The sequence below is a fragment of the Corallococcus silvisoli genome (assembly GCF_009909145.1).
Taxonomy (GTDB): Bacteria; Myxococcota; Myxococcia; order Myxococcales; family Myxococcaceae; genus Corallococcus; species Corallococcus silvisoli.
Genome location: NZ_JAAAPJ010000019.1, coordinates 66,004 through 87,580, shown reverse-complemented (window position 1 = coordinate 87,580; position 21,577 = coordinate 66,004). Strand labels below are relative to the sequence as shown.

The following is a 21,577-nucleotide window of genomic DNA, read 5'->3' as shown; positions in this document are numbered from 1 at the left end:
CGCTCAGGGCGACAGCGGAATCCAATCCGACGCGGCCACGAGCCGACCCGTCGCCGCGTCCATCTTCGCGAGCTGGGCGCCTTGCACGCCCACCCGGCGGTTCGCGCCGAAGCTGACGGGTGGCGACACCCCCGTGTCGAAGTCCCGCAGGGCCTCCAGTTGCAGCTGAAGGCCCGCGCGTGTGAGGTCCGCGCCCGCGCGGGTCACGGCCTCCACGAACACCCGCGCCGCCGCGTAGGCACCCAGCTGGAACGCGGGATGCGCCGGCTTCAGGCCATGGCGATCCATGAACGCCGTGAGCACTTCCATGTCGGGCGCGCGCGCGCCCAACCCGACGGGGGACAGGAAGGTGAGGCGCCCGTCCATGAGCCCCGGCAGCCGTGGATCCGCGAGCGTCGCGGGCGCGAACACCGGGACGCGGAGCGAACGCGCCTCCAGGGATTTCAGCAGCGCGCTCAGGCCCTCCGGGGTGCCCGTGTACAGCACCGCGAAGGGCGGCGTGGCCGCGGTCCGCTCCACCGCTGACGCCGCGCCCCAGTCGAGCGGAGGGGCCAGCTCCCTGCGCCCCGCCTCCGCGCGCACGGCCTCCCACCATGCGCGGCCGGCCTCATCCCCTGGGTGCACCACCGCGAGAGGCTGGCGGCGCAGCTCCGGCTCGGACGTGGCGGCCAGGTGCTGCACGGCGATGCGCGCCAGGGCCGAGGCCTCCGGATAGAGAAAGAAGACCGGGCCCTCCTCCGGGAGCGGTCCGGAGTCCAAGGGCAGGGGGAGCACCAGCGGCACGCCCTCGCGCTCCAACCGCGTATCGGACGCGAGCCGCGCGGGCCGGACGCTGGCCACCAGCGCGAAGACGTCCCGGTCCAGCAGCCGCGCCGTCGCGTCCGCGCCCTCGGAGGACGCGGCCGTTGCGTACAGCGCCGCGTCGTCCTCCACCACCAGCTCCAGTCGGCGCCGGAAGATGCCGCCCCGGGCATTCACGTCCGCGAACACCGCGCGCACCACCGCCTGGACCTCTTGTCCCACTGGCCCCAGGCGTCCGCTCAACGGCAGCGCCGCGCCCACCGTGAGCGTCGTCGAGGAGAGGCCGGGGTCCGTCGCCACGTCCAGCGCCTGGAGGTACGCGAGCAGCGCGTCCGCATCCGCTTCCGCGAGCTCGTAGCGCGGCATGGCCACGCCCAGGGGCCGGCCGCTGGCGGAGGTGCCCTCCGTGATGGCGCGCAGCAACGTGGCGCGGGTGTACGCCGGTCGCGAGCGGTCCACGGTGTCCTCCAACCCCCGCGCGCGCGCATGGTGGAGCGAGCCAGGCGTGATGTCCGGCACCTCCACGCCACCCTCGCGGCTCCCCCGGCCGGAGGGCCCATGGCAGCGGGCGCACGCGGCGACGGCCCCCTCCAGCTCCACGCGCTCCGGGCCCAGGAAGCCCGTGAGCGCCGCGCCGTGGGGGGACTGGCCCTGCTGGAAGAGCCCGCGCCCCTGCTTCAACCCGGCGGGCGTGACGGCCGGGCGCGGTGCTTCGCGCTTGCATGCGGACAGCAGCAGCGCCGCCACCAGCGCGAACCTCGCGCTCCACCGGAGCACGCCGTCATGCCCCCTCCCACCACCGCGCATCCGCCGCATGCAGCGCTCCCTCACTTCGGATCGTTCAGGTGTTCCACCGCGGCGACGATGTTATCGGCCATCGCCATGGCCGGCGACTTGACCCACATGCCGGTGGCCGCATCGCCAATGAGCAGCGTGGTGTTGTGCTCGTCAGGCTTCTCCGCGTAGCCGCCGAGCTTCTTCAGCACGAGCGTGATGTTCTCCCGCGAGCCCGTGAGGAAGTACCACCCTGGCTGGGCACCGAACTTCTTGGCGAACTTCGCCAGGCTCTTCGGCGTGTCGTTCGTGGGGTCCACCGAGAGCGTGAGCATGTGGAGGTCCTTGCCCATGCGCCCCGCGAGCTTCTTCTGCACCTCCGCCAGGTGCTGCGTGATGGGGGAGCACGCGCCCTTGCAGGACGTGAAGGCGAAGTTGATGAGCACCGTCCGGCCGCGCACCAGGTCCTCGTAGAAGCGGTGGGTCTTGCCGTTCTGATCCACCAGCTCCGTGTTGGTGAAGTACTTCGCGGCCGCGGCGTCCTGGGCGGCGGTGCCGTCCAGGGCCGTCAGCTCGGAGGGGGCGGCGGAGGAGGCCTGGGCCTCGCGCAGGGCCTCCACGATTCGCGAGGGACTGCCCAGCCCGTCCACGCGGGTCCACTTGTTCGTGAGCGCGTTGCCGATGAGCACCAGCGGCCGGTGCGACTCCTTGTCCGGCACGTACCCGCCCAGCGCCACCAGCGCCTCCTTCACCTTCGCGGGCTCTCCGGTGAGGAAGGACCAGTCCGGCCCGGGGTGGAAGGGCTCCGCGAACTTCGCCAGCCGCTCCGGCGTGTCGTTGTTCACGTCCAGCGTGATGGAGATGAAGCGCGCGTTGGACTTCTCCCCCAGCTCCTTGCGTGCGCGCGCGAGCGTGGCGGTCATCGGCGTGCAGATGGTCTTGCAGCGCGTGAAGATGAAGTTGATGGCCACGGTCTGTCCGCGCACCAGGTCCGTCCACAGCTTCACCTGCCGGCCATGCTGATCCACCAGCGGGACGTCCGGCACCGTCACCTCCAGCGAGCCCGGGGCCGGCGCCGCGGCCGGAGCGGGCAGGGGAACGCGGACGTCCTCCTGCGCGCGGGCGAACGGCGCGCACGTCAGCGCCAGGGCGAACAGCGCCTGCTTCAGGGAGGGAGGCATCATGGTGCGGACTCGGAGGTGAGGGCGGCCGCGAGCGGGGGCGACACGCCGAGGGTGAACGTGGGCAGGCGGCCCAGGTCGACGCCCCGGCCCTCCACGCCCACCACGAACTTGTACTGGCCTTCGGTCGGCGGATTGAAGTCGACCTCGAAGACGCCGTCGGACACGCGGCGGGGTTCGGTGCGCACCTGCCAGGTGCCGGGCGTGCGGAACATCAACACGCGGATCTCCTCCGGGGCCACCGCGGGCTGGCCCGCGCCGGCCGTGGGCTCCAGGCGGAAGCGCAGCGGCGCCGTCTGGCCCGGCGCGTACATCCGCTTGGCGTCGAACTCCGGCGTGAGCTTCAGCGGCAGCGTCCTCGCGAAGGAGGCATCCACGGGCACCTCGCCGACCTTCCACTCCAGACACGCCACGACGCGGGGGTTGTCCAGCAGCACCTGGACGTCGTAGGTGCCGTTCTCGCGCACGCTGCCCCGGGCGGTGAAGACGCCGGGCTCCACCTCGCGCAGCGAGCGATCCAACACCTTCACCGCGCGCGGCTCGCGGCCGTAGTTCAGGTGGGTGCCGCGCGGGGCCATCATGCCTTCCTGGTAGAGGAACAGCGCGCGGTCCGCGTTGCCCGCGGCGATGACGCCGTTGCCCTCCGGCAGTGGCGCGATGGGATCCGAGCGGCCCAGCACCCGGGCCTCCGAGGCGGGCCGCTGCCCCATGGTGACGCGCACCAGCGCGGGCGTGCCCGTGCCCTCCAGCGTCTTCAGCTCCACCAGCGTCACCCGGCTGTCCGTGGTGTTGCGCACGTAGGCGAACGCGTCGGTGAAGACGACGGAGTCCGGCGCGGAGAAGCCGGGGAGCGTGTGGGCCACCTGACTGGTGGCCGCGTCCACGATGTCCACGGTGTCGGTGTCCTTGTGCACCAGGAAGGCCCACCGGCCGGTGTTGTCGAAGCGCAGCGCGTCCAGGCTGCCCTTCACCGGAATGCGCAGGGACACCTCGCGGCGGGTGGTGTCCACCACCAGGACTTCATGTGCTCCAGGCCGTGCGACGAAGAGCGCCCGGGCCACGTCACTCCAGGCCAGCTCGGTGACGCCCGTCCCCACCTCCACCCGGCCCAACACCTCTCCAGAGGCCGTGTCCAGGGCCGTGAGGACGGGGGCCTCACGCGCCGAAACCCACGCGGTGCGCCCGCTTTCGGAGAAGCCGAACGCGTGCGGTCCCGCCCCCACATCCACCGGATCGCGCACGGAGTGCGTGGGCGTGTCGATGATGGTCACCGTCCCGTCGCCGTCGTTGCTCACCCAGGCGGTGAGGCCGTCCGGGGCCAGCGCGATGCGGCCCGGCTGCCGGCCCACGTGCAGGGGGCGCGTCACCACGAAGCGCTGCGCGTCCACGACGGACACCGTGTCCTGCCCGGGCAGCGTCACGTACAGCGCGGAGCGGTCCGGCAGCAGCGCCCAGTCCGCCGCGGCGCCGCCCACGGACACCAGGTGTTGCAGCTTGGTGCGGTCGAAGGCGATCTGCGGGTTGATGACCGACACCGTCTGGTCGTGGTTGAGCGTGAGGAACCAGTACGCGTTGAAGTCCACGTCCGCCTGCGCGGACAACAGGCCACCCAGATAGGTCTTCACCTGCGTGCGGCAGGCCGCGTCGTCCGGCGCGGCCTCCCCTGGGGGACGCAGCCGCATCCACGCCAGGGGCCGGCGCCCCGTCAGCGGCTCTCCCGTCCGGGCATCGGCGAGGGTGACGCGCGCGACGGCCTGGAGCGGCGAGCCCTGTTCGGTCTCCACCGGTCGGGGCGTCAGCGTGAGGCCGAACGCGAGCGACACCCCGTCGCGCGTCACCTTCACGGGGGCCGCGGTGATGGGCGCTGGTGGGGCGCGCGAGGGGACCGGCGCGGTGGGTGACTCAGGCGCGGCGGGGGCACGCCGCAAGAGGAAGTGTCCGCCCGCGGCGATGAGGCCGGTGGACAGCAGGCCGGCGATGGCGAGGACGTAGGGCTTGCGCATGGGGCGGCTCGAAGCGGTGCTGCCAGGGAAGGAAAGGGGGCGGCGCGAGGGGAAAGGAACCTTCCACCGCCGCGCCGCCCAAGGTGTTGCCAGGAGCGCCGGGACTACTCCACCCGGAACACGCCCCACAGACCGCCACTGCTCCAGAGGAAGCTGGGCATGTCTCGGTACAGGTAGTCACCCGGGACGCCGTACGCACCGCCCGCGCCGTACTCGGGGACGATGTTCCAGTGGTGCATCACCGACGAGCCTCCCTGGGTGGACACGATGGGCGAGCTGGGGTTGGGTCCCATCACCCGCGACTGCATGCCCGCGGCCCAGGGGTTTCGCGACCACTCCGCGCCGTGGATGCTGAAGGCGTGCTGCCGCGAGTGGCCCGACGGCTGCCCCACGCGCCAGCGCAGCGGCTCGCCCACCTTGGCGGTGAACACCGGCGTGGCCGGGTCTCCGTACACGCTGGTGCTGAGGATGGACGTGAGGTCGTAGTTGTTCGTCTGCTCAGGGGGCGTCTGCGGCGGCACGCCCAGGCGGGCCCAGAGCGGTTCGGTGCGGTAGTTGAACCCCTTCTGTCCGGTGTCCTGCGAGTCGTCGATGCCGTTGGTGTTGCGCAGCGCCGTGCCGCTGTTCAGGCCACTGGTGTTGGTGTCCTGGAAGCGGGTGTTGTCCGTGTGCAGGCCCAGGTCGTCCTGGTAGAGCAGGACGAACTCCCGGAACGTCTGCTTGCTGCCGTCCTTGCGGGTGTAGCGCACGCGCGCCTGCGCGTCCGTGCCGGTGTCCGCGCTCCAGTCCGCGTCCGCGGGCTCCACGACGAGCGCGCCGATGGAGCCGTGCATGCCGTGGTTCACCACGTCCGCCATGTTGCGCAGGTTGATGATGCCGAACTCCGTCGGCGTCACCATGCCCACCGGGAACGGAGCCGTCCACGGGGAGCTCTTGAACTCGCCCGCGTACCAGCGATAGGTGCGCGTCGTCCCAGGCGCCACCGTCTGCTGCGCGTTGAGGCCCACGTTCGCGCCGTCATCCGTGTTCACGTCCACGTTGACCAGCTGCGGGTGCAGCGACACGTGGTTCGACATCCGCGTCTGGTTGACGTTGAAGCTGGACGTGATGGCGGAGTGGTGCGCCCACACGTCCTTCTTCGTCAGCGCCGTCGCCGGCAGCCGGTTGGTGAGCACCACCTGCACGCACTCACCGGCCCGCGCGCGGAGGATGAGCGGCTCCGGCGCGCGCTTGCCCAGCTTCAGGTCGGACAGGTACTCGTCGCGGGCGAAGATGATCGCGTCCGGATCATAGAGGCCGTACTTGCTGTTGTAGACCAGCCTCCCGCCGGGCAACCAGTTGCGCGCGTCGATGGCCGACACCGTGTAGAGCCGCACCGGCGCGTTGCGCGGACACGAGTCGATCTTCACCGGCTTGATGCCCAGCTTGCCGGTGCTCTCGTACTGGAGCACCAGGTCCGGGTCGATCTTCATCATCGCCTCGCGAGCCTCCAGGGCGAACGTCACGGTGCGCTGCTTCACGTCCTCGCCCTTGTCGTTGGTCTCGAAGGAGGGCTGGATGGTCTCGTCCGACTCGCTCAGCCGGGGCAGGCCGGAGCGCGCGGGCATCTCCAGCAGCTCCACCGGGGGATAGGCCTGGAGCTGCTCCTTGCCTCCCGCCGACACCGCCAGGTCCAGCCGGGGGTTGAAGTCCACCGCCAGCATCGCCACGTCGCCCAGCGTGCGCAGGCCCTTCTGCTTGTGGCGGTAGGTGCGCATCAGGCCCCACATGCCGTTCCAGAGGTCGCCGTTGGACGCGCTCATGTACATGTAGTCCGCCGTCTCGTACGTGCCGCCGATGGCGGGCAGGCCGCCGGTCAGCTCGAACTCGAAGTGTTCGGAGATGCCAATGGCCTGGGCGTTCTGGAAGCCGCTGTTCGGGTCGCCGCCCTCGCGCAGCCACTTGTGCCCGTGCAGGTTGAAGCTGTGCTGCTCCTCCTGCGAGCCCTGGACCAGGCGGATCTTGATGCGGTCGCCCTCGTAGCCGGCCATCAGCGGCGTGTACGGGTCGCCGTGGATGTCCGAGCGGAAGACGTTGGACATCTCACCCTCCTTGGTGCTGAGCAGCTTGCGCGTGCCGCAGCGCGTGGAGCGCTTGGAGATGCGCAGCGGGATGGGCTCGTTGCGGTAGTTGACCATCATGCCGCCCGGATCCGCGGCGCTGATGGCCTCCGGCATGGGGGTGGTCTCGAAGCCGACCGCCCAGGGCAGCGCGTCCTCTTTGTAGTTGGGAGGGTTCACCGGCTGGCCGCACTCGTCCAGCAGCGGGTTGTAGTCCATGAAGCCCAGCGCGAACTCGCGGAAGCTCTCCGCGGGATCCGCGGTGATGACGTCCGCGCGCCAGCTGGTGGGGCCGCCGTCCGCCACGCGCGAGCCGTAGTAGATGCCGGTGCGCGGGTCGCGCCACTTGGAGCCCTTGGGCTCCACGATGAGCGCGCCGAAGAAGCCGTGCTGCTGGTGCGACGAGGGGCCGAAGTGGTCGTGCGTGAACACGGTCTCCAGCGTGCGCTTCGCCGACTGGTCGTCCGCCCACCAGCGCTGCACCGTGGTCTGCGCCGTGAGCGGCGCGCGGCTGACGCGCGGGTGCGAACCCAGGGCGGGGACCGAGAGCGTCACCCGGGTGCCCGTCTCGCTGACGTTGCCGTCCGCCGCGAAGGCACCGCCGGCGGCGTTGGCCAGGTGGATGCGTTCAGCCACGGTGTCGGAGGACAGCGTGCCGTCCTCGTAGTTCCACCCATTGCCCGCGCCGTCCGCCGCCGTCACGTCGAACTTCACCAGGTGGATGTGCTGCCCGATGACGTCCGTGGGGGTGTAGATCTGGAACGCGTCCGGCTCCAGGTGCTTGGGGATGAGGTTCGTCGAGTAGAAGTTGATGCACTCGCCGGACTCGGCCCGGAAGAAGAAGGGCTCCGGCGGACGCAGGCCGTCCTGGGTCGCGGGCACGTCCTCGTTGAGGACCATCAGCCGGGCCTGCGGGTCATGCCACCCGGCGCGGTTGATGCGCTGCATGTCGATCTGCAGGTAGGTCGCGCGGTAGTTGCGCACGCTCGCGCCGGCCGGGCAGGGGTCCGCGAAGGGCGCTCCCGCCACCGGCTTGCGGCCGTTGACGGTGAACTTCCCGGAGGAGCCCTGCGGCGTGTAGGCCGCGTAGCCCGCGGCCGTGTCGCCGTAGAGCGTGGTGACGCTGGAGGCGTTGGGGAACTCGCCCGCGTGGAACGCCATGGCGTTCTTCTCCAGCCGGGTACCGTCCTGGGGCAGCAGCTTGATGTTGAGCGCGCTGGGGTCCACGTCGAAGCGGCCGGAGACGCCGTACGCCACGGTGCCCACGGCGCGCGTGACGATGTGGCGGGGCAGGCCGCCGTCGTACTCCAGGTCCAGCGGCGCCTGCGGCGCGCGGCGGCCCGTCATGCCGGCGATATAGAAGGGGTAGCCGGGGAACGCCGGGCGCGTCGCGAGGTTGCCGCTGCCGTCCGTGACGACCGTGTCCGCGTAGGTCGGCATGGGCGGCATCGGGCGGTTGGGCAGCGGGATGACGGCCGGGTTGGGCGTGCCGTTCTTGATCTCCGCGTCAGGCAGGAGGCGGTCGGACGTGCCGGCCTCGAAGACGTCATGCACGCGCCACAGCGCCCACATGCCCTGCGCGAAGTGCGGGTACAGGTGGCAGTGGTGGATGGAGTCGCCCACGGTGAAGTTGCGGTTGCCGGAGCCGCCGTAGTTGATGTCGTAGGTGAACGTGGAGCCCGGCCCGATGGTCTGCGAGTCCAGGTAGTTGGAGGTCTCCACGCTGGGGGAGTACTTCCACTGGTGCGCGTGCAGGTGGAAGACGTGCGTCTCCGCGGGGCCCGCGTGGATGTTGCGGATGCGCACCGGGTCGCCCAGGTAGCTGTGGTGCACGTTGGTGGGGTCGTCCGGGTAGAGCGCCTGCGTGGCGCGGCCGGCGGCGTCCTTCTCCACGTTCATGGCCGGGTCGCCGTTGGCCCACGACTCCAGGAAGAACTCCTCGTACTCACAGGTGACGCAGTCCTTGGTGGGGCCGATCTTCGCGCGGTTGGCGAGCAACTCCGCGCCCAGGCCGGCCACGCCGTAGTTGATGCCGAAGCCGTCGCGCACGCTGTGGAACGTGGGGTTCCACTCCAGCTCGTCGAAGGCCTGAACCGCCTTGATCTCGTCGTGGTAGATGGCGGTGAACTCACGGAAGCTGCCCGTGTCGCGCGACGTGCTCGTCCCCACCACCGTGCTCGAATAGTCGGTGATGAGCGCCTCCAGGTCGCCGTGGCGGATCTTGTTGGTGCTGTCGAGCATGGCCAGCACCGGACGGCCCGAGCCATCCGTGGCCTCGTAGTCGATGATGGGCGTGCCGTCGGGATTGCGGGCCGTGGTGACGGCCTCCAGCGCCTTGGCGGTGACCTTGGAGCGGTACCAGCGCGCGCCGGGCGGCTCGACGTTGACCGCGCCGAAGAGGCCGTGGACCGTGGAGCCGCCGTCTCCCTGGCCGCCGAACGACGCGCCCATGCTGTAGAAGAAGAAGACGCCCTCGTGGTCCGCGTACCAGGTGTACGTGGTGCTGCCGCCGGGGCTCACCAGGCTGCTGGCGTTCTTGCCCACGTAGGCCCCGTCCGAGCTCATCGACAGGTATTGGAGCCCCTGCACATGGAGGGACGCGGTGCGCGTGGCGGGGGAGTCCTCGCGGTGCGTGTCGTCGAACTTCGCCTCGTCGCCCGCCCCGAACCAGATGCCGCCGATGGCGGTGTTCTCCAGCAGCGACGCGACGCGGTTGTACGTGGGCGTCAGGACCCAGGCGGGCAGCACCTTGCGCAGGAACGTCCAGCCGTTGTTGGAGCCCGAGGCCCGGCTCACGCCCGGCTGCGACTGGGACGGGCTGGGAATGGCGGAGCGCGTGGGCGCCAACATGTTCTGGAACTTGACCGTCAGACAGTCACCCACGTTGGCCCGCAGCGTGAGCGGGCGCGGGCGCTTGTCCGTCTTCAGCCGGACGTTGCCCGGCCCCATCTTGGACTTGCCGTTGATGGGCTCCACGTCGTCCAGGAGCGCGTACATCATGCCCGTGGGGTTGTAGGAGCCCAGGCGGTTGTAGGTGTAGACCTGATCGAACGCGACCACCTCCGCCAGGAGGGTCCGCTTGCAGGACGGAGAGGGGGGCGGGACGGGCGAGGGGAGGATCTTGTCCCGGAACGGCCCGTTGACGATCTGGATGCCCTGCGTGTTGGCACCCGTGGCCGTGGCGCCTTCCGGGGTTTGACCCGGCTCGCTCGACCCACAGGCCATCACGCCACTAAGCGCCGCGAACATCGCGGTTCGCCTGAACCTTGACGCAATGCTTCTCTGGTGGACTGGAAACAAGACGCCCCCTCGACGTTGCTCGATGCCATGGATGAGAGCCTTCTTCATGAGAAAGGCTCTCAGGATCCCCTCCCGCACAGGGAGGAATTGGATGAAACACAGACACACATGGAGTGTCGTCAGTTCACTAGGGGAGGTGGTGCCATGAAGTAAACAGTCCGCTCAACGCTCCGGATTTGTTGAGGCCGGGACAGAGGAAGTCGTCTTCTCTAAGAAGATTCAAAGGAAGATCCGGCCCGGTGGCGGATCCGCCAGGGCTCGGCCCATCCTGTGAAGTCAAGAAATGTCCGCAATACTCCGAGTGGCGACAACGTGACGCTCATCGAACGACTGCCTCCCAGGGACGGGGCGCTCCCCGTCCGGTTGGCGAGCCCGTTCCAACCGGGTCCTCCAGGCCCCTGGGGCCGCAGGGCGGCGGAGGCGCTCCAGCGGCGGCTGCTGCACGGGGCCACGCGCTGGGAGGCGCTGTGGCGGCCCGGGGGCGGCAAGATGTTCGGCGTGCTGGTGGTGGAGGCTCCTGGGGAGCGGCTGGGGTTCCTGAGCGCGTTCTCCGGGATGCTGGGGGGCGCCTGGAACGTGGAGGGCTTCGTTCCGCCGCTGTTCGATCCGGTGGCCCGCGACGCGTACTGGCCGGCGGGGGAGGCGGAGCTGGCCGCGCTGGAGGCGCGGCACGCGGCGCTGCTCCGGGACGCGGACGCGTTGCGCGCCCAAGGCACTCCGGCCGCGCCTGCGCTGCGGGAAGTGGACACCCTCCGCGCGGAGGTGGAGCACCTGCGCGCGGAGCGCTCGCGCGCGCTCTGGCGTCAGGTGACACAAGGGTATGTGATTCCCAACGCGCGGGGAGAAACACAGACATTGGCGGCGCTCTTCGCGCCACGGCCTCCGCCGGGCGGGGCGGGGGATTGCGCGGCACCCAAGCTCCTGGCGTATGCCTTTCGCCAGGGCCTGACGCCGCGGGTGCTGGCGGAGTTCTGGTGGGGCGCGCCGCCGCTGGATGGCCGCCGTGAGTCCGGCGCGTATTACCCGGCGTGTGACAACAAATGCGGCACGGTCCTGCCGTACATGCTTCAAGGGCTGGCGGTGGGCCCCGGGCCACCGCCTCCGTCCCCCATGGATGGGCCGCGCATCCTTCATGAGGACCCGTGGCTCCTCGTGGTCGACAAGCCGGTGGGACTGCCCACGCTGCCCGGCCGTCACGCGCCCTCGCGCGACTCGGTGCTCGTGCGCCTCCAGCCCCGGTTCCCGGACCTCAGCAGCGCGGGCTTCATCCAGGACCTGGAGCCCGAGTCCTCCGGCCTGGTGGCGATCGCTCGGGACGCCGCGACGCGGGCCGCGCTCCAGCGCCAGTTCTCCCGGGGTGAAGCGCGACAGCGCCATGTCTCCTGGGTCGACGGTCGTGTCGCGGGCGACTCCGGCGTCATCGACCTGCCGTTGCGGGGGACGACCCATGCGCCGCTGGAGGACTGCGTCGATGCGCGCCACGGCAGGCGGACCCTGAGCGCGTGGAAGGTCCTCGTTCGCGAGGATTCACGCACCCGGGTCGAGTGGGTGCCGGCGCTCCAGCTTCCCCAGTCGCTGCGCATCCATGCGGCGCACCGACTGGGGCTGGGACTCCCCATCGCCGGGGATGCGCGCTTCGGGAGGCCGGACGCCCGGCTGATGCTCCATGCCGAGGCCATGGACTTCGTCCACCCCCGCACCGGTCAACGGCTGGAGTTCACGTCCGCCGCGCCCTTCTGACCCCAACGAACCCCATCCCCGGGCTCCGTGCCCTGGCCCGGCGCCCGGCGGCGCGGCGTCCACCGCGCGACACCCGGTGACGGCCTTGTGTCCGCCGCGCCCGGCCCGAGCCCCGGGGACGTCGGATGCCGTGCACAGGCCCCGACCCCTCCTGACAGGTGCTTGCGCCGTCCCCGCGTTGCGCGCCATACCCCGGGCCTACGTGAAGCGGGGGGCGTCGTCGTGCTCGAACTCAAGCCGGAACCCGAAGCCTGGATGCCCCTCGCGGGCGAAGAGGAGCGCCACGCGCTGGATCACCCGTGGCCCGCTCCGGAGCAGGGCTGCGTGCGCTTCGTCGTCGACGATGCCTTCTTCCGCCTGGAGCATGACGCCCGGCTGGAGCTCTACCGCGACCTGGCGGAGCGGATGCTCGCCGTCTTCCGCGAACTCACTCCACCGGGCGGCTGGCTCTACGCGTTGGATCCGCAGCACCCCTGCTATCGCTTCTACCCGCACGTCCCCTTCGAGGCGGGCGCCACGCTCCAGGAGATGACCGGCCTCTACACCCGAGAGCACATGGAGATGGTGGAGCGAGGCATCCACCCGCCGTCCCTCAACGCGCGCTGGGCCATGGACGTCCACCCCGCGGGGGACCCGGAGCACCTCTTCGCGCCGCAGGACTTCCACTTCGTCTTCGCGGCGCGCTACCGCGTGGGCAACTTCGACGGCCTGGAGGCCCCGGGCCGGGGGCCCATCGAGACGGAGACCTACGAGCTGCTGGGCCCGCGCCTCATCGCCGCCGTGGAGCGCGATCCCCCGGCGCTCTTCCTGCGCTCCCGCAGGCTGGGCCCCGAGGATTGATGCCGGCCCGGAGGCGACCGTCGCGTCCATCCGGCGGACGGTGCCGCCGTGTCGCGCTCAGCGGAGCTCCTCTTCCAGGAGATCCCAGTGGGCGTCCACCCAGGAGTGGATGTAGCTCACCTCGCCCTCGAAGCCGTTGATGTCCGCGCGCCGGCTCCAGCGCGGGAAGTGGCGGTAGGCCTCGCCCCAGAGGGCTTCATCCCTCCGGGCCGCGCGGTCGACCTCGGCGGCGTAGGTGTCGATGAGCCCCTGGACGACGTCCCGGTGAAGCGAGGTGTGGAGCAGGGTGTGGAAGCGCTCTCGCAGGGGCTGGCGGATGGCCGGATCCTCCATCATCCGGGCGAACAGCCGGTTCTCTTCCGGGAACGTGGCCATCGGCCGAGGGGCCCGTCGCAGGGTGTTCCAGTCCTGTCCGAAGCTGGCATCCGTGTCCCACGGGATGTACCGCCATGAGCCCGTCGGCCCTTGCGCACGGAAGTGGTAGGCGTTCTTGGTCACGGAGTCGGACAGCGCCGCCAGGTGGGCCAGCATCCACCAGTCCTCGTAGTCCTCCACGCGCATCCAGGCGCCCCGCTCCGCGCGGAAGCGCTCCGGAGGGGCGTTCGCCACGAAGGCGGTGAGCTGCTCGATGCTGGCGTAGGCCTGGTCGCCCTTCTTGGGATCGCCTTCCTTCTTCTCATAGCCCTGATGCAGCGTGCTCTTGAGCCTGCCGACCTCATCCCACTGGGAGAAGTTCGCGCTCTTGTCCACGGCCTTGAAGAGCTCCCCTTCGGGATCCATCCCCTGCGCCGCCAGCGAGTGCCGGTCGACGTGGTCCACCACCGTGAAGAGCCCGTGATACTGCCCGTCCAGATAGACGACCGCGCTGAACGCCTTCACCTGGAGGTGTTCGGAGGACATCATGCTCCACAGGGTGAAGGTGAGCCGGGTGCGGATGTATGAGTTGTCATTGAAGGGGCTGATCAACGCCACCTTGCGCCGCCCGGAGAGCCCGCCCGCGAGCAGGGGTGCGTCGAGGGTCTGCCCATCGTCGAAGTCGAGCGTGAAGCTGCGCTTGGGGAAGGCCTGCGACGTTTCCCCGCGATAGCGGGCCCGGATGGCGTAGCAGCGCCCGCGAAAGAAGACGCGCGCGGGCCGGTAGTCGTCGTCGTCGGGCAGCGATTGCGCAATGTAGAGGTGGATCACCGGCAGCCCATCCTCCTCCTGCTCGAGCGCGGCGCCCGCCGTCCGCGTGCACTCGGGGACGTCGGTCGCCCAGGGGCTTTCAGGCAGGCAGGCTGACGTGGCCGCCTCCAGCGCCAGCGTCAGTCCCAGGGCCATGCGCAGGGACCCACGCCTCGCTCGTCCCATCCCCCCCGCCTCCTCGCCTCGAAGCCCGCCGCACCTTCGCCCCCGCACCAGGCTCCGGTGGGAGCCTGCCCTGGCTCAGGGCTCGAGGCGTTCGCCGTCCCTCCGCGCCCGGTCACGGCCGGTGCGACGGTGACCCCGCGGGCATGGCGGGCCTTTCACGGCCGGTGCGTGGGGAGCATTGCCGCCGGGGCGAAGGTGGGCAGCCCCCGCGGCCATGCCAAGGACGTCCTGGGGGGCAGGTCGAGCGACGGCGCGGGTCGGTGGGCTGAAAGCAGCCGGGCCTCAGGCCGGGCGCGGCACGGCGCGCGGGCGGGGCGCACCCTCGTAATACAGGCTGGCGTGTCCCTCGCGGTAGACAACCAGCACCCGGTCGTTCTCCTCCAGGAGCCCCGAGGTCGTCTGGGTGACCTTGCGGACCAGGGTGTCGAGCTGCGCCGGACCCTGCTTGCTGCTGGCCCGGACCGTGACGACTGGCATGCGGTGTCCCGCTCCTAGAAAGCCCTCCCGCGATTCACGGAGGGCGCCGCGTGTCATAGCCAACGGAACACTTCGTTGACAAGCGCGCGCTGCCATGGGGGATAGAGTCCCATGACGCTCCTCGCTCGCGCATTGCTGGTTATTTCGCTTGCCCTGGTTTCCACGACCGCGTCCGCGCAGTCGCGCGGGTCGAACGAACTGGAAGGTCACGTCTCGCCCACGGTCGCGTGGCTGCCGCGGGGGGTGTTCCTGGGCACGCAGCTGCGCAACGGCGCGGTCATCCCCAACCTGCACCTGACGTGGGAGTTCACCCTCTTCCAGGACCGCAAGGATGCGTGGATCGCCGTGCTGGACGGCGGGGTGGGGTGGGCGGCGTCCCTGCCCGACACCGCGCGGGAGGGCTTCGTGCTGCCGGTGACGTCCTACTACGAGCACACCGCGCAGCTGGGGTTCGGCTACCGCAACCACCTGCCCGGCAAGGCCCACTGGGGCTTCCAGGTGACGGGGGGCCCCACCTTCTACGGCGCCCATTTCACCACCCAGCCCGCGGACCGGCGCATCGCGGGCACCGTCCAGGGCCGCCTCCAGATTGGCTACCAGCTCCAGGACCTGGGCCTGGGGGTCGCCGTGGGCTACGCCGAGCCCTTCGGCCTGAAGAACCGCAGCTTCGCACGTGACTTCGTGGGTGGCGTGAACATCGGATTTTTCGCGGATTGGCGGTAGGGACCGGGTACACTCCGTGAGCGAGCGCGGACCGGCCGCCCGGTATGGGCGCCGGATGCCGCGTCCCCCTTCACGTCCATGGCAGAGCTGCTCAGTGCCCACGTCGCGCGTTACCTGCGCAACCGAGAGGAGTTCGAGCGGGGGCTCCCCGCCGGCATCCTCCTGTTCATGCCCGCCCTGGGCTCGGCTCCCTCCTCCGACCAGGAGGACTACCCGCTGCGCACCGTGACGAACGCGGGGCCGCCGACGCTCGGTCAGGACGAACCCATCGTCTTCCCGCTCGTCAAGTCCACGGGCAATGCCTTTGGCCGGGGCATCACCGTGGGGCGCACCGGCAACAACGACGTCGTCCTGGATGATGGCAGTGTGTCCCGGTTTCACGCGTGGTTTTCGCGGGACGCCGGGGATACCGGTTTTGTACTGACAGATGCGGGGTCGAAGAACGGTTCGTACGCGGCCGGAGGACGGCTGTTGCCCCGCAAACCCACGCCGGTGGGGGAGGGGATGCGGCTGCGCTTCGGGCAGGTGGAGGTCAGCTTCTACACGGCAGGCGGCTTCGCGCGCCTGCTGGCGGTGCGACTGCAACCCTGAAGCCTTGCCACGTCTTCGGCGGCCTGCGTAACGTGCGGAGTCACCCTCTAGGCACGGATGGGAGCGTTCGCGGTGGCCTTGACCACAGAAGCCTTCGGGCTGACCGATGTCGGCCGGAAACGGCAGCACAACGAAGACGCGATGATGGTGGACGCGTCGCTCGGCCTGTTCATGGTCGCCGATGGCATGGGCGGACACGCCGCGGGTGAAGTCGCCAGCGCGCGGGCCACGGAGGTCGTCAAGCAGCACATCGCGGCCAACCGGCACCTGCTCAAGGACCTGGCCCAGAACCCCACGGCGGACAGCCGCTCCGCGGCCGCCGCGCTGGTGGAGGTGGCGGTGCAGCGCGCGTGCGCGGACATCTACCGCGCGGCGATGACGGACGCCTCCAAGCGAGGCATGGGCACGACGTTCGTGTGCCTGGCGGTGGGGGGCAACAAGGGCGTCATCGGCCACGTGGGCGACAGCCGCGTGTACCTGGTGCGCCACGGCCAGTGCCACCGGCTCACCGAGGACCACACGCTCGTCGCCGCGCAGCTCAAGGCCGGCACCATCACCAAGGAGCAGGCGGCCACCTCGCAGTACCGCAACGTCATCACGCGCGCGGTGGGCATCCAGGAGTCGGTCCAGGTCGACACGCTCATCGTGGACCTGATGCCCGGCGACGTGTTCCTGCTCTGCTCCGACGGCCTGCACGGCTACCTCGAGGACGAGGAGATGCTCCCCCTCGTCGCGGGCCTGCAGCCCGGGGACCTGCCGCGCAAGCTCGTGGAGATCGCCAACGAGCGTGGCGGCAAGGACAACATCACCGCGGTGGTGGTGAAGGTGGCCGGCGACAGCGCGGCGCTCGCCAGCGAGGAGACGAGCGAGGCGCAGTCGCGCATGGAGGCGCTGCGGAAGATCCCGCTCTTCCGCCACCTCACGTACAAGGAACAGACGGCGGTGCTGTCCATCGCCACCACGCGCACCTACCCGGCGGGCCGGGAGATCGTCGTGGAGGGCCAGCCGGGCGAGGAGCTCTTCGTCGTCATCCGGGGCCGGGTCGCCATCGAGAAGAACGGCGTGGAGATCGCGGAGCTGCGCTCGGGCGGTCACTTTGGCGAGATGGGCCTCATCGACAACGCGCCCCGCTCCGCCACGGTGCGCGCCACGGAGCCCACCCGCACCATGGTCATCGCCCGCTCGGACCTGATGGGGCTGATGAAGCGCGAGGCCATCCTCGCGGTGAAGATGCTCTGGAGCTTCGTCCAGGTGCTGAGCGACCGGCTGCGCGCGACGAACTCGGAGCTGAGCGAGGCGCGGCAGGAGCTGGCCGTGGCCCAGGCCATCCAGCCGTTCGCCGAGGACTGAGCGGGACCCCCGGTGTCCGCTGGGGCGTCCTCAACAGGACGCTCCGGAATTTCCCGGGGGAAACCGTCGTTGGGGGGCCGGCCGGGGAGTAGGGTTTCCCCCCGCATCCGCATGCGCAAATGGCTCGTCATCGGAGTGGCCGCCGTGGTGGCGCTCGCCGCCATCGTGTGGGGGCCCCGGTGGGGCGCTGCGTCCGCGCGCTCCGTGTCGCCCGTTCCCGCCAACTCCATCCGCCAGGGGATGCCCGCGTTCAACGCGGTGGCGGTCTCGTCGGGGTCGCAGGAGGGGCTGACGCTCACCGGGCGCGTGCTGGACGGCGGTGGCAAGCCGGTGGCGGACGCGGAGGTGTCGCTCGCGGCCACGGCGGAGCGGACGCTGGCGGACGTGCGGTGCGATGAATGCGGGCAGGCGCTGCTGGCCTGCACCGCGCATGAGACGGCGCTGCACACGCGGGCCTTCTTCGAACAGCAGCAGGGCTTCCTCACGCCGCGCGCCACGGTGCGCACCGACGCGCAGGGGAGGTTCCGCTTCGAGCACCTGTCGGGCGTGTCCTTCTCCGTCTGGGCGAAGGCGGAGGGGCTGGGCGTGGCGCTCCGGACGCGGGCCGCGCCGGGAGAGCCGGTGGACCTGTACCTGCCGCCGCTGCGGAGCATCACCGGCACGGTGGTGGATGACTCCGGCCAGCCGAGGCCTGGGGCGCGGGTGCGCGCGGTGTCGCGCAAGGTGCCGCTGCCCTTCGAGGCGGTGGTGGGGGCGGGCGGGGCCTTCACCCTGTCGGGCCTGGGCGAAGGCCCCTTCTACGTGCTCGCGGACGCGGAGGGCTTCCAGCCCGCGGTGGCGCAGCAGGTGGAGGCGGACTCGCAGCCCTTGCGCCTGAAGCTGACGCCGTCGCGCACGCTGGAGGTGCGCGTGACGCGCGACGGGGCGCCCGCGGCGGCGACGGTGCGGCTGCGGGGCGACCACCTGACTCGCGAGGAGCACACGGAGGCACAGGGGGCGCCCGTGCGCTTCAACGGCCTGTATCCGGACGAGGTGGTGGTGACGGCGGAGGCGCCGGGCTTCGGATCCGCGCCCCAGATGCTCACGCTGTCGCAGCGGGTGACGCAGGTGACGCTGGAGCTGGAGGCCGCGGGCCGGCTGCTCGTCACGGTGGTGGACGAGGAGGGGCAGCCCGTTCCGAACCCGCAGCTCCTGCTGCGCACGGTGGCGGGCGACCTCATCCGCCGCGACGCGGTGCCCACCGGGGCGCTGGCGGAGCTGGGGCCGCTGGCGCCGGGCGAGTACGTGCTGGAGGGGCAGGCGGAGGGCTTCACCACGGCGCAGCTTCCCGCGCGCGTGGCGCAGGGGGAGACGCCGCTGGAGCTGGAGCTGGCGAAGGCCCTGCTCATCACCGGGCAGGTCATCGACGAGTACGGCCGGCCCGCGTCGAACGTGTCCATCCTGGTGCAGCCCACCGGCGAGGTGACCCACGCGGGCGAGGACGGCCGCTTCGCGGCGCAGGTGCCCATGGCGGGCCTCTACACGCTCCACGCGCACCACTCCGAGTGGGGCGGCGGCAGCGTGCAGGTGACGGCGCCCGCGACGGACGTGACGCTGTCGCTGGAGGCGAAGGCGGGCGTGGACGTGACGGTGTCCAGCGGCGGCCGGCGGGTGGAGGGCGCGGACGTGGTGATGTGGGCGGACCCGGAGAACATCTTCCGCAGCGACCGTCCCTCTGGCCCGGACGGCGTCGTGCCCATGCGCGGGCTGCCGCCGGGCACGTACCAACTGATGGCGTCGCATCCGGAGTACCTGCAGTCGACGCCCCGCTCCGTGACGATGCAGGACGGCGCCACGCAGCAGGTGGCGGTGACGCTGGAGCCCGGCGCGCAGCTGGCGGGCGACGTGGTGGACGAGGACGGTCAGCCGGTGGTGGGCGCGGCGATGAGCGTGATGCCGCGCGTGGCGGAGCCGGTGCAGTCGGACTCGAGCGGTCACTTCGAGTTCCGCGCGCTGCGGCCGGACCGCACCTACGTGGTGGAGGCACGGCACACCGGCTACGAGGCGATGGAGCGGCCGCAGGGCAAGCCGGGCGGCCCGCCGGTGCAGGTGAAGATGCGCCGGCGCACGACGTTCCGGGGCCGCGTGGTGGACGACTCCGGCCAGCCGGTGCGCCGCTTCCGCGTGGACGAGCACGACGTGAACAGCCAGGACGGGCGGTTCGAGCTGCCGCTGTCCACGGCGGGGGACCGGCTCATCGTCGCGGTGGACGCGCCGGGCTACGAGCCCCAGGTGGTGGACCGCCCGTCGAAGACGCCGGACATGGGCGACGTGGTGTTGGTGAAGGCGCCATCGGTGTCCGGTCAGGTGCGGGATGCGTCGGGCGGCGCGGTGGCGGACGCGGTGGTGACGTGCGACGTGTGTGACGGGTCGGTGCTCTCGGGGCCGGACGGCCGCTTCACGCTGGCGAGTCCGCCCTTCGTGCCGCGCTTCACCGTGTCCGCGCGCAAGGGCAAGGTGAGCGGCACGCAGGAGGTGCCGCGGGGGAGCACGGCGCCGGTGGAGTTGACGCTCAAGCCCGCGACGCACCTGACGGGCCGGGTGTACCTGTCGGACGGGCGGCCCGCGGCGGGGTCCCAGGTGGATGGACTCAACGCGGACCGCAGCGAGACCGTGTCGCTCATCACGGGCGCGGACGGCCGCTACAGCGCGGACCTGTCGCCGGGCAGCTACCGCTTCGTGGTGGGCGGGCGCGGGGGCGTGGGCGAGCCGGCGGTGGTGGTGCAGGTGGCGGGCGCGGACATGACGCTGGACCTGGGGCCGGTGCCGGGCACGGGGTCGCTCACGGTGCTGCTCCAGCCGGAGCGGGGCAAGGCGCTGTGGGTGGTGCCGGGCGACGTGGGAGCGGTGGGGAACCCTCCCGCGGAGCTGTTGCGCTCGCGCTACGCGCAGCTCGTCTACCAGCCGATGACGGAGCGGGTGGTGGTGCAGGGCCTGAGGCCGGGTCGCTACACGCTGGTGTGGGGCTCCTTCCACGTGGAGACGCCGGGGGCGGGCCCGGTGGTGCGCGCGGTGGAGGTGCCCTCCCAGGGCGAGGTGTCCCTGCGGTAGTCGTGTTGCGACCGGACGGGCTGGCGCGTAATGAAGCCGCATGGACGCATCGGCATTGAAGGGTCGCCGGATCATCGTCGGCGTGGGTGGCGGCATCGCGGCGTACAAGGCCTGCGAGCTGGTGCGTGAGCTGGGGCGCGCGGGCGCGGAGGTGCGGGTGGCCATGACGGAGGCCGCGCGCCAGTTCGTCACCCCGCTCACCTTCCAGGCGCTCGTGGGGCATCCCCCGCTCACGGACTACTTCGACCCGGCGCAAGAGGGAAACTTCGGCCACCTGGACCTCGCCCGCTGGGGAGAGGCCTACGTGGTGGCCCCGGCGACGGCGGACCTGCTCGCGAAGATTCGCGCGGGCTTGGGCGGGGACGCGGTGACGACGTCGCTGCTCGCCTTCAAGGGCGCGGTGGTGCTGGCGCCCGCGATGAACGTGGCGATGTGGGAGAACGCCCGGACGCAGGAGAACGTCGCGTCGCTGGTGGCGGATCCGCGCTTCACGACGGTGGGGCCGGGCGCGGGGATGCTGGCGTGCGGCGACGTGGGTTCGGGCCGGCTGGCGGACGTGGGCGCCATCGTGTCCGCGGTGGCGGCGCGGCTGGGCGGCGGTCCACTCAGCGGCAAGCAGGTGCTGGTGACGGCGGGCCCCACGCGCGAGTACCTGGATTCGGTGCGGTTCATCTCCAACCCGTCCACGGGGAAGATGGGCCTGGCGCTCGCGCACGAGGCCCGGGCGCTGGGGGCCACGGTGACGGTGGTGCTGGGGCCGGTGGGCCCGGTGGACCGCACGGGCCTGGAGGTGGTGGACGTGGTGAGCGCGGAGGACATGGCGCGCGAGGTGCTGGCGCGCGTGGAGTCCGCGGACGCGTTCATCGCCACGGCGGCGGTGAGCGACTGGCGTCCGGAGACGCGGGCCCCGCAGAAGGTGAAGAAGGGCGAGGGCCCGGAGAACCTGCGTCTGGTGCGCACGCCGGACGTGCTGCTGGAGGCGTCGCGCAAGGTGGCGGGCAGGGCGAAGCGCCCGGTGCTGGTGGGCTTCGCGGCGGAGACGGAGCGGGTGGTGGAGCACGCGCGCGAGAAGCTGGAGCGCAAGGGCCTGGACGCCATCGTCGCCAACGACGTCACCGCCGAGGGCGCGGGGTTCGGCACGGACACGAACCGCGTGACGGTGCTCACGCGCTCGGGGGCGGACCGGATGCTGGAGGGCAGCAAGCGCGCGGTGGCGGCGGAGATCCTGTCGCTGCTGCTGGTGCCACCGCGCGGCTGA

13 protein-coding genes are annotated in these 21,577 nt (G+C 71.2%); 7 read left to right on the top strand and 6 right to left on the bottom strand.

Annotation, left to right across the window (positions count from 1 at the left end):
- Positions 1-3: 3 nt before the first annotated feature.
- The 4 genes from GTY96_RS31045 to GTY96_RS31030 form a co-directional block, all read right to left on the bottom strand.
- The gene (locus GTY96_RS31045; protein WP_235685992.1) at positions 4-1,617 is read right to left on the bottom strand and encodes an ABC transporter substrate-binding protein; all 1,614 of its coding nucleotides are present in this window, start codon (positions 1,615-1,617) and stop codon (positions 4-6) included.
- 11 nt (positions 1,618-1,628) lie between these two features.
- The gene (locus GTY96_RS31040; RefSeq protein WP_235685991.1) at positions 1,629-2,759 is read right to left on the bottom strand and encodes an SCO family protein; all 1,131 of its coding nucleotides are present in this window, start codon (positions 2,757-2,759) and stop codon (positions 1,629-1,631) included.
- A complete protein-coding gene (locus GTY96_RS31035; protein WP_161666602.1) occupies positions 2,756-4,759 on the bottom strand; it encodes a YncE family protein in 2,004 nt (667 codons plus the stop codon). The genes GTY96_RS31040 and GTY96_RS31035 overlap by 4 nt, the downstream gene beginning before the upstream one ends.
- 104 nt (positions 4,760-4,863) lie before the next feature.
- Positions 4,864-10,107 (bottom strand): cupredoxin domain-containing protein, encoded by a 5,244-nt coding sequence (locus GTY96_RS31030; protein WP_235685990.1) that lies wholly within the window; start codon positions 10,105-10,107, stop codon positions 4,864-4,866.
- Between the two features lie 363 nt (positions 10,108-10,470).
- Between GTY96_RS31030 and GTY96_RS31025 the strand changes: the two genes are divergently transcribed.
- Both GTY96_RS31025 and GTY96_RS31020 read left to right on the top strand, forming a co-directional pair.
- Complete coding sequence (locus GTY96_RS31025) at positions 10,471-11,898, top strand: pseudouridine synthase (protein ID WP_161666601.1); 1,428 nt, start codon at positions 10,471-10,473, stop codon at positions 11,896-11,898.
- Positions 11,899-12,120: 222 nt separating this feature from the next.
- Complete coding sequence (locus tag GTY96_RS31020) at positions 12,121-12,738, top strand: DUF2716 domain-containing protein (protein ID WP_143904911.1); 618 nt, start codon at positions 12,121-12,123, stop codon at positions 12,736-12,738.
- Positions 12,739-12,795: 57 nt separating this feature from the next.
- On the opposite strand, the gene GTY96_RS31015 is transcribed toward GTY96_RS31020, so the two are convergent.
- Complete coding sequence (locus GTY96_RS31015) at positions 12,796-14,058, bottom strand: CotH kinase family protein (RefSeq protein WP_161666600.1); 1,263 nt, start codon at positions 14,056-14,058, stop codon at positions 12,796-12,798.
- Between the two features lie 312 nt (positions 14,059-14,370).
- Entirely contained in the window at positions 14,371-14,565 is a 195-nt protein-coding gene (locus GTY96_RS31010; RefSeq protein ID WP_161666599.1) for a hypothetical protein, read from the bottom strand.
- A gap of 111 nt (positions 14,566-14,676) precedes the next feature.
- Here GTY96_RS31010 and GTY96_RS31005 point away from each other — a divergent pair, with 111 nt between their 5' ends.
- The 5 genes from GTY96_RS31005 (at position 14,677) to coaBC (ending at position 21,577) form a co-directional block, all read left to right on the top strand.
- On the top strand, positions 14,677-15,288 hold the full coding sequence (locus tag GTY96_RS31005) for a hypothetical protein (RefSeq protein WP_161666598.1): 612 nt from the start codon (positions 14,677-14,679) through the stop codon (positions 15,286-15,288).
- Positions 15,289-15,366: 78 nt separating this feature from the next.
- Entirely contained in the window at positions 15,367-15,879 is a 513-nt protein-coding gene (locus GTY96_RS31000) for an FHA domain-containing protein (protein ID WP_143904915.1), read from the top strand.
- 57 nt (positions 15,880-15,936) lie between these two features.
- Positions 15,937-17,229: a Stp1/IreP family PP2C-type Ser/Thr phosphatase gene (locus GTY96_RS30995; RefSeq protein WP_143904916.1), complete on the top strand. Its 1,293-nt coding sequence runs from the start codon at positions 15,937-15,939 to the stop codon at positions 17,227-17,229.
- A gap of 111 nt (positions 17,230-17,340) precedes the next feature.
- A complete protein-coding gene (locus tag GTY96_RS30990; protein WP_161666597.1) occupies positions 17,341-20,319 on the top strand; it encodes a carboxypeptidase regulatory-like domain-containing protein in 2,979 nt (992 codons plus the stop codon).
- A 40-nt stretch (positions 20,320-20,359) separates the two neighbouring features.
- Positions 20,360-21,577: a bifunctional phosphopantothenoylcysteine decarboxylase/phosphopantothenate--cysteine ligase CoaBC gene (coaBC, locus tag GTY96_RS30985; protein ID WP_161666596.1), complete on the top strand. Its 1,218-nt coding sequence runs from the start codon at positions 20,360-20,362 to the stop codon at positions 21,575-21,577.

Excerpts from the sequence above, each read along its gene's own strand:
- GTY96_RS31010 (WP_161666599.1), bottom strand. The coding sequence starts at position 14,565 with ATGCCAGTCGTCACGGTCCGGGCCAGCAGCAAGCAGGGTCCGGCGCAG.
- GTY96_RS31040 (WP_235685991.1), bottom strand. The coding sequence starts at position 2,759 with ATGATGCCTCCCTCCCTGAAGCAGGCGCTGTTCGCCCTGGCGCTGACG.
- GTY96_RS31045 (WP_235685992.1), bottom strand. The coding sequence starts at position 1,617 with ATGCGGCGGATGCGCGGTGGTGGGAGGGGGCATGACGGCGTGCTCCGG.
- GTY96_RS31015 (WP_161666600.1), bottom strand. The coding sequence starts at position 14,058 with ATGGCCCTGGGACTGACGCTGGCGCTGGAGGCGGCCACGTCAGCCTGC.
- GTY96_RS31000 (WP_143904915.1), top strand. The coding sequence starts at position 15,367 with ATGGCAGAGCTGCTCAGTGCCCACGTCGCGCGTTACCTGCGCAACCGA.
- GTY96_RS30990 (WP_161666597.1), top strand. The coding sequence starts at position 17,341 with ATGCGCAAATGGCTCGTCATCGGAGTGGCCGCCGTGGTGGCGCTCGCC.
- GTY96_RS31030 (WP_235685990.1), bottom strand. The coding sequence starts at position 10,107 with ATGTTCGCGGCGCTTAGTGGCGTGATGGCCTGTGGGTCGAGCGAGCCG.
- GTY96_RS30995 (WP_143904916.1), top strand. The coding sequence starts at position 15,937 with ATGGGAGCGTTCGCGGTGGCCTTGACCACAGAAGCCTTCGGGCTGACC.
- coaBC (WP_161666596.1), top strand. The coding sequence starts at position 20,360 with ATGGACGCATCGGCATTGAAGGGTCGCCGGATCATCGTCGGCGTGGGT.
- GTY96_RS31035 (WP_161666602.1), bottom strand. The coding sequence starts at position 4,759 with ATGCGCAAGCCCTACGTCCTCGCCATCGCCGGCCTGCTGTCCACCGGC.
- GTY96_RS31005 (WP_161666598.1), top strand. The coding sequence starts at position 14,677 with ATGACGCTCCTCGCTCGCGCATTGCTGGTTATTTCGCTTGCCCTGGTT.